14 protein-coding genes are annotated in these 15456 nt (G+C 43.9%); 5 read left to right on the top strand and 9 right to left on the bottom strand.

Annotated elements, in window-relative coordinates; translation table 11 throughout:
* Nucleotides 1–257: 257 nt before the first annotated feature.
* A complete protein-coding gene (locus tag BCU07_RS17080; protein ID WP_016800220.1) occupies nt 258–638 on the bottom strand; it encodes a hypothetical protein in 381 nt (126 codons plus the stop codon).
* A 133-nt stretch (nt 639–771) separates the two neighbouring features.
* Between BCU07_RS17080 and BCU07_RS17075 the strand changes: the two genes are divergently transcribed.
* Nucleotides 772–1809, top strand: coding sequence for a tyrosine-type recombinase/integrase (locus BCU07_RS17075; RefSeq protein ID WP_029203706.1), 1038 nt, complete (start codon nt 772–774; stop codon nt 1807–1809).
* 110 nt (nt 1810–1919) lie between these two features.
* Here the strand turns inward: BCU07_RS17075 and BCU07_RS17070 are convergent, their stop codons facing one another.
* From BCU07_RS17070 to BCU07_RS17060, 3 genes are all read right to left on the bottom strand, one after another.
* Nucleotides 1920–2069 (bottom strand): L-threonine 3-dehydrogenase, encoded by a 150-nt coding sequence (locus BCU07_RS17070; RefSeq protein WP_371958531.1) that lies wholly within the window; start codon nt 2067–2069, stop codon nt 1920–1922.
* 108 nt (nt 2070–2177) lie between these two features.
* Nucleotides 2178–3209 carry an L-threonine 3-dehydrogenase gene (gene tdh, locus BCU07_RS17065; RefSeq protein ID WP_017059546.1) on the bottom strand — a complete coding sequence of 344 codons (1032 nt, stop codon included), beginning with the start codon at nt 3207–3209 and terminating at the stop codon, nt 2178–2180.
* Nucleotides 3210–3319: 110 nt separating this feature from the next.
* A complete protein-coding gene (locus BCU07_RS17060; RefSeq protein WP_017064793.1) occupies nt 3320–4513 on the bottom strand; it encodes a glycine C-acetyltransferase in 1194 nt (397 codons plus the stop codon).
* Nucleotides 4514–5010: 497 nt separating this feature from the next.
* Between BCU07_RS17060 and BCU07_RS17055 the strand changes: the two genes are divergently transcribed.
* Entirely contained in the window at nt 5011–5943 is a 933-nt protein-coding gene (locus BCU07_RS17055; RefSeq protein ID WP_010428874.1) for a LysR family transcriptional regulator, read from the top strand.
* Nucleotides 5943–6326 carry a VOC family protein gene (locus BCU07_RS17050; RefSeq protein ID WP_102428813.1) on the top strand — a complete coding sequence of 128 codons (384 nt, stop codon included), beginning with the start codon at nt 5943–5945 and terminating at the stop codon, nt 6324–6326. Before BCU07_RS17055 ends, BCU07_RS17050 begins: the two co-directional genes overlap by 1 nt.
* Before the next feature lie 111 nt (nt 6327–6437).
* On the opposite strand, the gene BCU07_RS17045 is transcribed toward BCU07_RS17050, so the two are convergent.
* From BCU07_RS17045 to BCU07_RS17030, 4 genes are all read right to left on the bottom strand, one after another.
* Entirely contained in the window at nt 6438–7973 is a 1536-nt protein-coding gene (locus tag BCU07_RS17045) for a PepSY-associated TM helix domain-containing protein (RefSeq protein WP_102428812.1), read from the bottom strand.
* A gap of 111 nt (nt 7974–8084) precedes the next feature.
* Entirely contained in the window at nt 8085–8435 is a 351-nt protein-coding gene (locus BCU07_RS17040; RefSeq protein WP_016769165.1) for a hypothetical protein, read from the bottom strand.
* A gap of 269 nt (nt 8436–8704) precedes the next feature.
* Complete coding sequence (locus BCU07_RS17035; RefSeq protein ID WP_102428811.1) at nt 8705–9100, bottom strand: cytochrome b562; 396 nt, start codon at nt 9098–9100, stop codon at nt 8705–8707.
* 144 nt (nt 9101–9244) lie between these two features.
* The gene (locus BCU07_RS17030) at nt 9245–9991 is read right to left on the bottom strand and encodes a phosphatase (RefSeq protein WP_017059533.1); all 747 of its coding nucleotides are present in this window, start codon (nt 9989–9991) and stop codon (nt 9245–9247) included.
* A 321-nt stretch (nt 9992–10312) separates the two neighbouring features.
* Here BCU07_RS17030 and BCU07_RS17025 point away from each other — a divergent pair, with 321 nt between their 5' ends.
* Nucleotides 10313–13336 carry an HD domain-containing phosphohydrolase gene (locus tag BCU07_RS17025; RefSeq protein WP_102428810.1) on the top strand — a complete coding sequence of 1008 codons (3024 nt, stop codon included), beginning with the start codon at nt 10313–10315 and terminating at the stop codon, nt 13334–13336.
* Nucleotides 13337–13378: 42 nt separating this feature from the next.
* On the opposite strand, the gene BCU07_RS17020 is transcribed toward BCU07_RS17025, so the two are convergent.
* A complete protein-coding gene (locus BCU07_RS17020) occupies nt 13379–14404 on the bottom strand; it encodes a DMT family transporter (RefSeq protein WP_102428809.1) in 1026 nt (341 codons plus the stop codon).
* A gap of 91 nt (nt 14405–14495) precedes the next feature.
* Between BCU07_RS17020 and BCU07_RS17015 the strand changes: the two genes are divergently transcribed.
* Entirely contained in the window at nt 14496–15443 is a 948-nt protein-coding gene (locus BCU07_RS17015) for a LysR substrate-binding domain-containing protein (RefSeq protein ID WP_102428808.1), read from the top strand.
* Nucleotides 15444–15456 lie beyond the last annotated feature (13 nt).

Raw genomic sequence — 15456 nt, 5'->3', positions numbered from 1 at the left:
TTCATAATCAATAGGTTAATGAGAAGTGTTAGGTATTAGATTACAAAATGGCGCATAATTTTTAAAAAGCTTAATTCGAGACTCCTTCGGATAACTACAGGTAAGGCAAACGTATTATCACAGATTGTGAGTGAATTTTCGCGCTGAGAAGGAATGGGGCAAAAATGAGCTAGCCAACCTGCTAATTTAGAAGATCGAGCCGACAATACGGACTGTAAGTTTCTGGCCTAACTGATTTATAAATTATCACCTCTACATTAAAACAACCCAAACACATTATTTTTCCCATCTTGTTCAAGGCATTTGATCTGATGGTGCTTTGGTTCTCCACCAAACAATAAAATATACAACTTCCGGTCTTGATACGTCCCCACTACATAGTGGTCTTTTTGTATCACGTACTCGATAGTTTCGGCTTCTTCATCAGTACACAGATATTTAATATCGACCAGCTTCACCCACTTCAAACCGATCACGTTTTCAGCTTCTATAAACCCACCAAATGGTGCCGTAAAGCGATTACCTAGTTTCAAAACCGCATCAATCACCCCTTGGTTCTTCTTACTTACTCCAATTGGACCATCACTGTTGATTTTGAAATGACTGTAGCCAGCAGTCACATGAATTGATTGATACACAGCAATAACCTATTAGCTTTCTTAGCACTTTGAGATAGGAGCCTAACCTGTGCTTTTTGTCCGATATAAAACATTGTTCTACGTTTCAGCTCTAATTATGCTGTTTTTACATACAGTGATTTTAGGCTTTATTATGTCTATCCGCAATTTAAAAGATGGTTCTACCAAACCTTGGCTCTGCGAATGTTACCCGAATGGGCGAACGGGGAAACGTGTTCGTAAAAAGTTTACGACTAAGGGAGAAGCAAAGGCTTTTGAGCTTCACACGATGAAGGAGATTGACGATAAGCCATGGATGGGAAGTAAAACCGATCACCGTAGAATGAGCGAACTGTTAGACACTTGGTGGACCATACACGGTCATACGTTGAAATCGGGTAAACAAGCTCGGGAGCTAATAGCCAAGACAATTGAAGAATTAGGGAATCCAATTGCCTCCCACCTTAAAGAACGAGACTACTTAGACTATCGTGCAGCGCGAATACCCTACCGTGGCAAAAATAAATCTATTAAGATTTCACCAACAACACATAACACGGAATTGATTTATCTAAAGGGAATGTTCAAGAAACTGATTAAGTACAATCAATGGAAATACCCCAATCCACTTGAAGCTATCGAAACAATCAAAACAAGTGAGAAGAACCTAGCATATCTAACCAAGCCACAAATTGAAGAGTTCTTAGTTAACCTGAAAAATTTCAACCGAGTCATTACAGTCTCGATTCCGCAGCTCATTGTAATTTCTAAGATTTGCTTAGCCACCGGTGCCCGTATAAGTGAAGCTCTAACTCTTACCCGTTCACAGGTAGCTGAATTTAAACTGACTTACACCGAGACAAAAGGTAAGAGGAATCGAAGTGTGCCCATCTCACCAGCTTTATATCAAGAGATCTTAGATATCGCCGTGAGCGACCATGAAATTTTTAACACGAGTTACAAGGACGCCTGGCGCTACATTAAAAAAGCTTTACCAGAGCACGTTCCGAGTGGGCAAGCGACGCATGTTCTACGGCATACCTTTGCTTCGCATTTTATGATGAACAAAGGGGATATCTTGGTGTTACAGCGTATTCTTGGGCATACTAAGATTGAGCAGACAATGGCGTATTCTCATTTTGCTCCAGAACATTTGATACAAGCTGTACACCTCAATCCATTAGAGAATTAATGGCGACAAAGTGGCGGCAGACACTGTAATCGACCGTTATTTAGCGGTTTTATTCGTAAAAAAGGCGACATTTTCACTGTCGCCTTTTGCTATTTAGAGCCTAATTTTTTCTATTCCCAATCAAGGATAACCTTGCCAGAAAGCCCACTACGCATAGCATCGAAGCCAGTTTGGAAATCATCAATTTTAAAGTGATGAGTAATGATTGGTGATAGGTCTAACCCTGATTGAATCAAACTTGCCACTATATGAAAAAACAAAAATAACCACTAAATATCAATAGTTTAAATTAATTATCAATTAAGAATGGCGACAAAAAAGGCAACAGTTTTACCTGTTGCCTTCTGATATTCAAAACCGGTAGTATCCTACTCCCAGTCTAAAATTACCTTACCAGACATACCAGATCGCATCATGTCGAAGCCTTTCTGGAAGTCGTCCACTTTGTAGTGGTGAGTAATAATTGGTGTTAGATCTAGGCCAGATTGAATCAAAGAAGCCATCTTGTACCAAGTTTCGAACATCTCACGACCGTAGATACCTTTGATAACCAAGCCTTTAAAGATGACTTGGTTCCAGTCTACTGCCATGTCTGATGGTGGAATACCTAGTAGAGAGATCTTACCGCCGTGGTTCATGTTAGTCAGCATGCTGTTGAACGCAGATGGGTTACCAGACATTTCTAGGCCTACATCGAAGCCTTCAGTCATGCCAAGATCAGACATTACGTCTTCAAGCTTCTCTTCCATCACGTTTACTGCGCGAGTCACACCCATTTTCTTAGCAAGATCTAGGCGGTACTCGTTTACATCAGTGATTACAACGTGACGAGCACCAACGTGCTTAGCAACAGCTGCAGCCATGATACCGATTGGGCCAGCACCAGTAATTAGCACGTCTTCGCCAACTAGGTCGAAAGAAAGTGCTGTGTGTACTGCGTTACCAAACGGGTCAAAGATTGAAGCTAGATCGTCAGAGATTTCTGCAGGGATCTTAAATGCGTTGAACGCAGGAATCACAAGGAACTCAGAGAACGCACCAGTGCGGTTAACACCAACACCTGTTGTGTTACGACAAAGGTGAGTACGGCCGCCACGACAGTTACGACAGTGACCACATGTGATGTGACCTTCGCCAGATACACGGTCGCCGATTTCAAAACCACGAACTTCTTGGCCAATGCCAACAACTTCACCCACGTATTCGTGACCTACTACCATAGGTACTGGGATTGTGTTTTGTGACCACTCATCCCAGTTGTAGATATGTACGTCAGTACCACAAATTGCGGTTTTCTTAATACGAATAAGAAGATCATTATGACCCATTTCAGGTTTTTCAACCTCGGTCATCCAAATGCCTTCTTCAGGCTTTAGCTTAGAAAGTGCTTTAATTTTCATAATGTTACCTAGTTCATCTCGCCTAACTGTAAGGCGAGAATCAAAAATCTATATATTCTACTGGGTGTTGCTCTATCTAATTAAAGGATGCTCGTGGCATCCCTTTAAAATTAGATGATACCCATGTCTTTACCAACTTGAATGAACGCATCGATTGCGCGGTCTAGTTGCTCACGAGAGTGTGCAGCAGACATTTGCGTACGGATACGAGCTTGACCTTTTGGTACTACAGGGAAAGAGAAACCTACAACGTAGATGCCTTTCTCTAGTGCGCGCTCTGCGAACTCAGCCGCTACTTTTGCATCACCAAGCATGATTGGGATGATTGCATGGTCAGCACCGCCCATAGTGAAGCCAGCTTCTTCCATGCGAGTACGGAAGTGAGCAGAGTTTTCCCATAGTTGAGTACGTAGGTCGCCAGATTCCGCAAGAAGATCTAGAACGCGGATAGACGCAGATACGATTGCAGGAGCAACAGAGTTAGAGAATAGGTATGGACGAGAACGCTGACGTAGCCAGTCGATCACTTCTTTCTTACCAGAAGTGTAACCGCCTGAAGCGCCACCCATTGCTTTACCAAGAGTACCAGTGATGATATCGATACGGTCTACAACGTTGTGGAACTCGTGAGTACCCGCGCCGTTTTCGCCCATGAAGCCCACTGCGTGAGAGTCATCAACCATTACTAGTGCATCGTACTTGTCTGCAAGGTCACAGATAGCAGGAAGGTTAGCCACTACGCCGTCCATTGAGAACACACCGTCAGTTACGATTAGTGTGTGACGAGCGCCAGCTTCTTTAGCAGCGATAAGTTGCTGCTCTAGCTCTTCCATGTTGTTGTTCGAGTAACGGAAACGCATTGCTTTACACAGACGAACGCCATCGATGATAGATGCGTGGTTTAGAGCATCAGAGATGATTGCGTCTTCTTTACCTAGAATTGTTTCGAATAGGCCAGCGTTTGCATCAAAACAAGATGTGTAAAGGATAGTGTCTTCTTTACCTAGGAACGTAGAAAGCTTTTGCTCTAGTTCTTTGTGAGAATCTTGAGTACCACAGATGAAACGTACTGAAGCCATACCAAAACCGTGCTGATCCATACCATCTTTAGCTGCTTCGATAAGAGCTGGGTGGTTAGCAAGACCTAAGTAGTTGTTTGCACAGAAGTTTAGTACTTCTTCACCAGTCGAGATAGAAACCGCTGCTTTTTGTGCAGAAGTAATAATGCGCTCAGACTTGTAAAGACCTTCTTCTTTAACTTCTTCGATTTGAGTTTGAATCTGTTGGTAAAATGCAGAAGACATTGTCTCATTCCTTCCTAGTTATAATTTAGCAGCATCGCGCGCCGCTTTATGTAGGGATGTAAACGATCTCAACACGATCATTTACACTGTAAAACTTATGCCTATATTCTAGTTGAACATCCCCGTTCCGATTATCCCTTTAGTTGGAAAAACATTAATGAATCACAGGCACTAATAATAGTTCATCCCAGTGACATAGGGCACATTAACGCCCTTCACCTGCTTTTTTAAACGCCAAATTAGCTATAATTTCCGTCTAATTTCGCTTTCATATCAAATCTCAATTTTTCATCTCAATACGATATAGTGATGATTCTCCGCTTACCTCAGAATGTATAGCCTCTGTGACGCTATACAGATGAGATCGAAACACATAAAACGATCAGGCCGATCAGACTACGTAATTAATGCAATTAATGAAATTGATTCACAAATCACACGTAATCACTCACAATTGTCGTTATGCTAATTGTTGAAACTTGTTTAACTGGATATTTATGATTAATCCTAAGCTCATTGCTCTACTTCCTGATCTTGCCTCGTTCATTTTAGTGGTGAATGAAGGGAGCTTTACTGCTGCAGCAAAGCAGCTAGGCGTGACACCCTCAGCGTTGAGTAAATTAATCACACGTTTAGAAAAAGCGCTCTCAGTGAAGCTGTTTGAACGCACGACTCGTACTTTGATCATCACGCAAGCTGGGCAACTGGTTTACGATCAAAGTGTCGTTATGATAAATGCCGCCCAACAGGCTGTTGAACTGTCGACGTCCGATCATACAGATCCTGCAGGCTCAATAACGGTAGCAGCGCCGGAAGCCTTCTTGAATTCGGTATTACAACCCTTTGTCGTTCCTTTCTTAAATCAATATCCTGAGATTCAACTTAAGTTAAGAGCCGCTGATGGCGACATCGATATCTTACGTCAAGGTATCGACATCGCGTTTCGTCTTACCGATAAACCCGACGAGAGCCTGGTTTTGAAGGAGTTAGGGAAAACTAACCTCGTACTGTGTGCGAGCCCTGACTACCTTGAAGCGAAAGGAACTCCTTACCACCCGACAGAGCTTTCAGAGCACGATTGTTTGTATCTTGCCGAAACAGACAAAGACCACATTTGGGACTTTCTTAAAGATGATGAATTTCACACAGTACCCGTCAGTGGGCGTTACGCTGTAAACCACTCACAGATGCGACTTAAAGGCGTTAAAGAAGGACTTGGTGTAGGTATTTTCCATGATTTTGTAATCCAAGATGCGCTGACTGAAGGTTCTGTTGTGCAAGTGCTAGAAGATTGGACCATCAAGAGTAACTACCATGGCGCAATCGCGATGCAGTTTGCTCAAACCAAATACATGCCTGCTCGATTGCGTGTGTTCATCGATTACGCAATGGAACACTTGAGCGATAAGCTGGCCGGAGAAATAAACTGATGCTAAAAGGAATACACCACGCCGCCATTATTTGCTCAGACTACCAAGCCTCAAAACGCTTTTACACTGAGATTTTAAAGCTGGAAATTATTGCAGAGAATTACCGTGAAGCACGCCAATCGTACAAACTCGACTTAGCGCTACCTAATGGCGCTCAAATAGAATTATTCAGCTTCCCTAACGCACCTGAAAGACCAAGCTTTCCAGAAGCTCAAGGGTTGAGACATTTAGCCTTTTGTGTTGATGACGTTCAGCAAATCAAAAGCTATTTGGAAAGACAAGGCATTGAAGTTGAACCGATTAGAGTGGATGAGTTTACGGGGAAATCATTTACGTTTTTCGCCGACCCAGACGGCCTGCCGCTAGAGCTTTATCAGATCTAAAGCTTTATCAAATCTAGAGCTGAATCAAGTCTAAAGTATTCCTCACAAAGGAATCACCCATCTGATTAATGAAACTGACCTCCTCAGAAAGAAGGTCAGTTTTTATATCAATTAACTCAATGCCGTCTTAAATCTCTCAACGCGTGAAAACAGTAACCAATCCAATAGCATTGCAGCCACAATCGTTGCACCCGCGAGTGGAAACAGTACCGAAATAACAACCACAGTCACTAAGCCTGCTTTCCATAAGCCCGCATCGCCAAACTTCGGTGGCGTTCCCAACTTTCTTTGGCCTGAAGGTCTGCGCATCCACCACATTACTCCACCAGTCACTGACACCAAAATGAATGCCAAACAGAACAACGCGTTTAGAAGCTTGTTGATGATGCTGATGTCACCTTGGTGCAGAGGAATACCAACGGCTAAAGTTTTGGCGAAGAAATTGTAATCTTGCCACGTCACCTCTCCTAGAATGCGTCCAGAATATTGGTCGAGGTGAGTTGTGCGATCTTGGGTTGGATCGATGATGTCGCCTCCCATAGTATTCGCGGCCACGGTGTAAACACCCGACTCTGAACGTGGGAAATTGACTTTATACTGCGTAAAACCAAGTGATTGAGCTTTTGCTATCACACCATCAATAGAGAAATTACTGGCGGATAACACATGCTGAGAATGATCCTCACCCATCTTGGAGTGATCATGAGGTTCAGTCGCCTCTTCTGCGTGATGTACATGTTCGGCTGGCTTATCTTGAGATAAAGGCAATGGCGTTTGCTCTAGGTTCCAAGGCATTTCCTCTTCAGAACCGTGATTTAAAGAAGCATGCGTTTCGTTAGACAAGGGAATGTCGTCCCACATCTGAGCAGGAAAAGTACTCCATGCTTGCACTAGCTTACCGCCCCAAAAACCTGTCCATGATAACCCCGATAGAATAAACAACAGAAGAATGAATGACAGTGTTCCACCGATGTTCGCATGCAAATCACGCATTAAAACACGCGTTCCTGAACCAAATCTAAGCTTCAGAAAACCAGCGCGGCTAGCGTTATCTCGAGGAAGCCATAAGTAAATGCCACTGATGAGTAACAGAATAGACAAGCTTATTGCGACTTCAATTAGGTAATCACCCCAATCACCAATCAACAAAGTGCCGTGAATGTCATTCGCCAGTTGGTACAGGCTATCGCTGCGCGGGATTTCTCCTACCACTTCACCAGTGTATTGATTCACCGTGGCGAAAACGGAAGTGCCATCTTCAAGCGATACAGAAAATCGGTTCGCAAGATCAGGGACTTTACTCGGAACAAACTGTGTCACCGTACCTTGTGGGTATTGATGCTGTACGGCAGCTAATTGTTGCGACACCTTGATCGGTTCGCCCGATGCAACAATTTCAATCGCGTCTTGATGGAAAGCGAGTTCAATTTCATCATCAAACAACATCACCAAACCAGTAATACTCAACATCAACATGAATGGGATAACGAATAGCCCGGCATAGAAGTGCCAGCGCCAAGTGAGGAAGTAGAGAGTTTTATTGCGGTCTTTGTTTTTTATATTGGTTCTCGAACCGGTTGTTGCACTGCTTGTAGACTGCGAAGTCGCTTGTGCTTTCGCAGAGCTTTGAGATTCATTTCTCAACATTATTATTTCCTTTGACACATGCAAACATACCTTCTGAAAAATCAGAAAGTAATCTGAGCATGTTTAACTTTACTTAATACTTTATTTTTTAATTATTTTAGTGGGTTAGGTTTAAGAAATATCAAAGGGAGGGCCGCGCGGGGCTTGCCTCGTATAGCGTTCGCTTAGAGCCAAAAAAGCGTAGCTGTCAGAGACAATAGAACTCAGTCGAGTTGTCAGTAGTGTAGTTGGAAGTTCATCTTGGTGAAACGTGGAAAAATGGCTAAACGGACACGGTTTACCTTTATGTGTGTTTGGTTCACCTTCTTCAATTTGAACCAGTTCAAAGCCATTAACCGTACATAACGACGCCCATACTCCCGCACTATTACCATGAGCATTGATAACAGGCATTAATGTTACCAATGCCCAGCTTAGTGCTGTTGCAAGTAACATAGAGAAGTTGAACGAGGTTCGGCGCATCATTCCAAATTTTTATAAATTTCCCTTATTATGAGGCACTTGGAATATAGGTACACGTAAAGATTAACATCAGGTTAAAAAATTGAAGCTAACGCACACTCTTTTTCGTTATAAACCGGTTACAGCATCAGAGCTAAGAAAGTATTGCGTATTTCTTTGCAGTAAGCCTTCGGGAAAATAGGCAATAAAAAACGCCGCCTTACTTCGTCCTCTCAAGAAGGAGATGTAAGTCGGCGCTATATACGTTACTTGTTTTAGTCTTGGTTTGTTTAACCGAAGATCTTGCTCCAAATACTCGGATTACGCTTCTCGTGATACTCTTCACGAAGGCCGTCAAGAGTACGAAGTTCTTGCTGTGCAGATTCAAAGTCACCTTGGTCTAGCTTCTGCTCAATGCTATCAATTGATACACTAATTTTTTTGAAGCCTTCCATGAAGTGTTCTTCTTTTTCAATTGGGTAAACACCCGTTTTCAGCTCAGCAACTAACGTGTCGATACGTACTATAGGCTTTTGCATCTCTTCGATGCTTTGAGCTTCAGCCGCTTGTTTGAATGCAAGCTTCATTTCTTGCATATTTTTCTTAAGATCGACATTAGCAAATGCGTTGCCAGACAATAACGCAGCAGCGATTAAGCCAGATAAAAGGATTGAGCGAGTTTTCATTGTTTCTCCAAGTGAAGCGGTGTCTTTGAAGTTAGAGCCGTCATTACTGTGGCACTTCGACTTTATTATTTTCGGCTAGTGTATACAAAAATCTTTCAGGCACAAAAATTGATTGTGTCGAAATGCAAACCCGCCGACATTCTCTTAAACAAGATCTGAATATTCTGGGATTTCATTACGACCGCGCAAGGCCAAAAAGGCTAGGAACTGCTTTGGCGAATGGGTAATCACTTTACTCGAATCTACGCCCACTTCATCTAACAATGCTGCGACTAAGTCTAAGCCACCGACATCTAAACAGAAATGCGCATCGCTGCCTGTTGTAATAAATGCACCCTTCGCTTTCGCTATTCTTGCAATCTCATAGCAGCGGTCAACACTGCCAACTCGGCTATTGCCTTTGAGTGTGGTGTTGTTGATCTCAATCGCCACGTTGTTCTCAACCGCACATTGAATAACGGCTTCGAAATCGAAATCAAAATTAGGATTGCCTAAGTGACCAAGCGCATCAATTCGACCGCCCTTAATCACATTCAACAATGCTTCTGTATGGGTAGCGACATCCGATGGGCGAAATACTGGCTCATGAAAACTCGCGATCACCCAATCCAAGTTCTTATCCACACTCGGATGAATGTCGATTTCACCCTGTGTGTTCATGATGTTTGACTCAACACCTCGAATAATTGCGACATCTTCAATAAAACGAGGGAGCACACGCTGATTGCTGAAGAACCAATAGTGTGGCGCGCCCGGCATTGATTCTGAATGATCAGTAGTACAAAACATGGCTAAACCATTTTGCTTTGCCGACTTGGCGTTTTCGATCAATGTGCTGTAAGCATGACCACTTGCGTATGTGTGGGTGTGAGTATCTACTTTGAGTTCCATGAATCAATGCCCTCTTCGCTCGGTCAAAATACGTTTTTCAGAAAGTAACTCTGAATCTCTTTCAGGAAAAGAATACTTCAGAAAATGAATGCCTAATGGCAACAATTCGGCCAGTTTATCAGCTGAAAGTGACAATTAGCACCCAAACATAAAGGTTTATTACTGGTTCATTTACACGACACGGGAATACGTGGCTAACCAGAGCCAGCCAGCGCTTGGTCTTATCTAAGTCGAACCGCACACACTCGGTAATTGCGCCAATTTTTTGCAACCTACCCAAGTTCGTCAATACTTAAACCAGCCTACAAACTGGAGTGTTAGATGAGAAGAAGACGATATCCGCTGAGTATCCACATCACTAGCCTTTTCCTAATTTTGACAACACTTGTCGGTGCGGTATTGATTTCGATTAGTTATCGGCACTCCCAAGAGCTGCTGCTAGGCACAGTGCGCGAGATCAGTAATGAGCACCGCGACAAACTGGAATCAGTATTTAAACAAGCCATTGCCCCTGTTATCACAACCTTAAATGTGATGGCGGTGAGCCCGTTTGTTGCTCATCAAGCTTCCGCTGTCGAAAAAGACTCTTGGCTTGCTTCGGTCGATATCATCTTCAAGCAAAACACCAATTTGGTCGCTCTATTTTATGGTTCTGAAGATGGTGACTTCAGAATCTTTCGTCCATTAAGCACCAATAAACAGAGAGCCGAAAACAGCGCGCCCGCTAAAGCGACCATGATGGTCAGCAGCACCAATCTAGACGGTGAAAACTTTATTACCTATCTTGATGGCGCACATCAAGTGATCAGTACTCGACAAGCAGAGAGTAAGTTCAACCCCACCACTCGTCCTTGGTTTCGTAACGCAAAGCCTGATGGCTCAATACAACTCTCTGAGCCCTATCTATTCTATTTCCTGCAAACCAATGGCATTACACTCTCTAGGCGTTCTGCCGATGGCAAGCATGTGGTTGGTGCCGACTTTACGTTGAGTTCCCTCTCTTCTCAGATCAGTGAATTAGCTTATTCTCCGCAAACCCGACTCGCCTTGTTCGATCAACATTTTAATCTTCTCGGTCAGCATCAACTTGAGCTATCAGTGCCCAAGCCTGACTCCCAATCTGATGACACAAGTAAAACTGAGCAAACGAACAACCAAACGACGGGGAATCTCTCTGGCAGTGAGCAAGACCAAAGCTTCTTTAATGTGCCCAAACGTGAACAGATGGAAGCATTGAAAGCGTCCGTTATTGCGCCGCTTATCTCTGATGAAGAGAAGTTTAACCTCAATCTAAAAAACGTTGAGTACAACTTAAACACTTGGGCACTAACGCTAACGCCGGTTCAACTGACTCAAAATGTCACCTTATACTTGGCAGAAGCGACGCCACACAATGAGCTGCTCGCTGATCTTATCTCGATGCGAGACAAGCAAGTTGCGGTCGCGATTGGGATGTTGTTCATCTGCTTCGCTATCGTATGGTTTGTTGCTAATCGACTGTCTCAGCCGCTCAATACGCTGATGCAACTCACCGACAACATCGCTCGGTTCGACTTCAGGCGTACTCATTATCCCAAAAGCATGATTCAAGAAGTGGCTAACCTCGCCCATTCGATTGAGCTAATGGAACACACGCTTCATGATCTGATTACCCTACTTCGAGACACCGCCGGGAATCAGGAGTTTTCGATCTTAGCCAAGAACATTGCTCATCAAAGCTATTTAATTACCAAAGCAGAAACCATTGTCCTTTTCACTCAATCCAAAGAGAAAGACGTGTTTGATACGGCAGCCAACCTTGCCATTCTTCCTTTTAAGGCCGACATCAATGACTTCATCAAACACACGCCTTGGTTGCTGTGTCAGCTTAAATCTGGTGAGACGATCCATTTAAACAGAGAAGACAATGTTCTCAACTATTACCAAGATTCGATCTTCAATTCAGACCTGTACCTATTTCCACTATTAAACCGAGAGAAACTGTTGGTAGGGATTGTGGCAATTGGCTATGAGAGACCAATTACCAAGATGCAGGCAGACAAGCACGCCTTTTTAAGAGAGTTGCTCAGCTTTGCGGAAATAGCGAAAGACAACATCGACCAAATGCAGCAACAAAAAGACATGCTTAATGCCTTTATTGAGCTGATTGCATCGGCGATTGATACCAAGTCACCTTATACGGGCGGGCATTGCCAACGAGTGCCTGAGCTCACCAAATGGCTAACTCAAGCAACCATAGATGATGACCGCTATTACCCGCAATTCTCATTGGACAGTAAACAGTGGGAAGAGTTGATGCTCGCCGCTTGGCTTCATGACTGCGGCAAGGTGACCACGCCTGAATATGTGGTAGATAAGGCAACAAAACTGGAAACCATTTACGACCGAATCCACGAAGTGCGAATGCGTTTTGAGTTGTTGAAACAGCAAGCGGAAACCGATTACTGGAAAGCGATGGCGAACGGTGCACTACAAGAAGAACAACTCAAAATACTCGAACAAAGCCTGTCTGAACTGGATGAGGAGTTTGCCTTCGTTGCTGAGTGTAATCTTGGCGGCGAATCTATGACGGAAGAGCAGCTAGAACGCTTAGATCAAATAGCCAAACGCCAATGGAAACGTACACTGGATGATCAATTGGGTTTGTCTTGGTCTGAAAAAGAGAGATTTAACACCCAAAAAGAGTCGGTTGAGAAAGAGAGAACTGAGCCAACAAGTCAGGAAAAGGGTTTGCCTGTCATGGAGCCTCTGCTTGCCGACAAACCGGAGCATAAAATACCTTGGGACAATGGCTTTAACCCTGCCGATGTATGGCAAGAAGCGTTTGTACTTAAGCCCGGAGAAGCTAAATACAACCAAGGTGAACTGCACAATTTGAAAGTACGCCGTGGTACGCTAAACGATGAAGAACGTTTCATGATCAACGATCATATTATCCAAACCTTCACCATGCTCAACAAGTTGCCTTACCCGCCTTACCTTCAAAACATTCCGGATATCGCCAGCGGACACCACGAACGTATCGACGGTAAGGGATACCCAAGAGGCTTAAACGAAGACCAGTTACCTCTGCCGTCGAGAGCAATGGCAATTGCTGATGTCTTTGAAGCGCTCACCTCTAGTGATCGCCCTTATAAGAAAGGTAAACTCTTAAGCGAATCACTCAACATCATGACCGACATGGCCACCAGCGGTCATATCGATCCCAAGTTGTATTTACTGTTTTTGGAAAACAAAATCTACGATAAATACGCTGAGCGATTCCTAGAAATGAACCAACGCTGCGAGATTGACCCGCACGAACACATCGACCGAGTAAAAGAATACATACGCTCATTGTTCTAAGTTTTAAATTAACCATTCAGAGGATAAGCCATAACTCAATGGTTAGCTTTTAGCTGCCGAGTCCAATACCGCAACGTCCACTACAGTCGCTACAGCCACTGTGGTGTGCGGTTTTTGTTTGGCTTTCGCCTTGCTGTGTCTTTTTGCCAGCAATGTATTGGTGATGCTCGCCACGACAATCAGGTTAATGCCAATCATCTGCTGTGTAGAAAACACATCATCAAAGAACAAGCCCTGCCAAAGCGCGCTAAACAGCATGTTAGTAAAAATCAGAGGTGCCAACTGGGAGCCACTGTCTGCAAGCTTATACGCCTTGGAACGGAAGATTTGGGTATTGATGGTAAACATTGCAAGACCAAGTGCTCCGAGAACAATCCAGCGTAAATCGTCAAAAGACAGCAACGCCGACAAGGTTCCTTTCTCTGCACTTTCAAGTACATCAGGAACCGCAGACACTGAAGTAAACACAACCATTGGTATCACAATAATTGCCGCAACTAAAAAGGTCCACGCGTTAAGCTCTGCCGGAGTCAGGCTGGTTTTAGACGCTCGGTACAAACTCACTTGCGAGCCAGAATTAAATACCCCCGCGAGAAGCCCAAGCAGAAGCGCAGGTCTAAAGAACTCCGAACCCAACTCAAACTGCGACCAATCCCCCGCCATCATCACTACGCCAACAAAGGTGACAGCTAAACACACTATCGTCGTTGTATGAATCTTGGTTCTAAATATTAACTTTTCTAACAATGGAATAAACAGAGGCCCCGTACTGAACAACACAACCCCTTCAACAAGCGTTAAGGTTTGCAGTGAAGTAAGGAAACACCACTGACACGCCACCATAAAGATCGCCCGCATCACCAAAGGTTTCCACATTTCTCGTGTCGGCTTGCTGATTTTGTAAAAGGTCAGGAAAAGAAATAAAAACAGACTGGGTAACAAAAAACGCACAAAACTGAGTAACGAAGTGGGCATCACTTCAGATAGATACTTGGCCATCAAGCCACTTAAAGACAAACTGAACGTCGACAACAACATGAAAGTCGTTGCCTTGGTAATATCAGACATAATTATCACCTCCTATGACATCTATTTTAGAGGCGTGACGTAATGAAAAATAGCGAGTAATATTAACTATAACTGTAAGGAAAACTTACCAATGAAAAAACTTGTTCCGCTTAAATCCGTTTATGCTTTCATTGCTGTTGCTGAGACTGGCAGCATGACCGACGCCGCGCGGGTATTGTACGTCAGTCACTCTGCGGTAAGCCAAGCGATAAAGTCGTTAGAACAACTGGTCAACAAGCCTCTGTTTCAACGAGTCGGTCGTCGTGTTGTTCTTAATGCCGCAGGTAAGCGATATTACCGCAAAGTTGCTCCCGCACTTGAGCAAGTGATAGAGGCGACCGAAGAGCTTGCCAGAACGCCTAACGACCACCGCATTACCCTCAACATGGTCAATTCGCTAGCGATGCACTGGTGGATCCCACGAGTTCCCGACTTCCAAGCCTTCGCTCCCTCACTTGATATCCGCATTTCGACGCTAACTGGCCCTTTCGATATCGAGCAGGAAGGGGTCGATGTTGCGCTTGTACATGGCAAACCCAACGAGTGGGAACAATATTACAGCGAGAAACTGGGCGACGATGACCTAATCTTGGTGTGTAGCCCTACGATATTAAAAAACCAGACCGGATTGAGCGTCGAACAACTCGTCAAACAAAACCCGACCATTGGCGTTTTTAACCTCAGGCGACAACACGACTGGCAAGTGTGGTGCGACAATTACCAAATCCCAATGCCCACATTCCATAGCAACCTGACGTTCGATGTCTCCATTCAAGCAGTACAAGCTGCGATTCGTTCACTAGGCGTATTGGTTACACATCGCTTGTTTGTGAAGGATGACATCAGCCACGGGATGCTTGTCGAACTGGGTAAACCGGTTGCTAACCCGCACCAAGATTTTTACTTTGTTTGCCCAAAAAACAAATTAAAACAAGAAAGTGTGCTAAAACTGAGAACATGGTTAAGACATGAATTCACACGCTCAGAGACAGCACTGAACGATGACATTCAAGAGCAAGACCAAACTATCAATCAATAAGCGAGTGACAGCT

Source organism: Vibrio sp. 10N.261.54.E10, from assembly GCF_002877735.2.
GTDB lineage: Bacteria > Pseudomonadota > Gammaproteobacteria > Enterobacterales > Vibrionaceae > Vibrio > Vibrio crassostreae_C.
The sequence above is the reverse complement of the archived record's forward strand: the minus strand, read 5'-3'. Positions and strand labels throughout refer to the sequence as shown.

Bases quoted from the DNA above. Each gene is read 5' to 3' on its own strand.
- tdh (WP_017059546.1), bottom strand. From the start codon at position 3,209: ATGAAAATTAAAGCACTTTCTAAGCTAAAGCCTGAAGAAGGCATTTGG.
- BCU07_RS17060 (WP_017064793.1), bottom strand. From the start codon at position 4,513: ATGTCTTCTGCATTTTACCAACAGATTCAAACTCAAATCGAAGAAGTT.
- BCU07_RS17050 (WP_102428813.1), top strand. From the start codon at position 5,943: ATGCTAAAAGGAATACACCACGCCGCCATTATTTGCTCAGACTACCAA.
- BCU07_RS17030 (WP_017059533.1), bottom strand. From the start codon at position 9,991: ATGGAACTCAAAGTAGATACTCACACCCACACATACGCAAGTGGTCAT.
- BCU07_RS17040 (WP_016769165.1), bottom strand. From the start codon at position 8,435: ATGCGCCGAACCTCGTTCAACTTCTCTATGTTACTTGCAACAGCACTA.
- BCU07_RS17035 (WP_102428811.1), bottom strand. From the start codon at position 9,100: ATGAAAACTCGCTCAATCCTTTTATCTGGCTTAATCGCTGCTGCGTTA.
- BCU07_RS17045 (WP_102428812.1), bottom strand. From the start codon at position 7,973: ATGTTGAGAAATGAATCTCAAAGCTCTGCGAAAGCACAAGCGACTTCG.
- BCU07_RS17075 (WP_029203706.1), top strand. From the start codon at position 772: ATGTCTATCCGCAATTTAAAAGATGGTTCTACCAAACCTTGGCTCTGC.
- BCU07_RS17020 (WP_102428809.1), bottom strand. From the start codon at position 14,404: ATGTCTGATATTACCAAGGCAACGACTTTCATGTTGTTGTCGACGTTC.
- BCU07_RS17055 (WP_010428874.1), top strand. From the start codon at position 5,011: ATGATTAATCCTAAGCTCATTGCTCTACTTCCTGATCTTGCCTCGTTC.
- BCU07_RS17025 (WP_102428810.1), top strand. From the start codon at position 10,313: ATGAGAAGAAGACGATATCCGCTGAGTATCCACATCACTAGCCTTTTC.
- BCU07_RS17015 (WP_102428808.1), top strand. From the start codon at position 14,496: ATGAAAAAACTTGTTCCGCTTAAATCCGTTTATGCTTTCATTGCTGTT.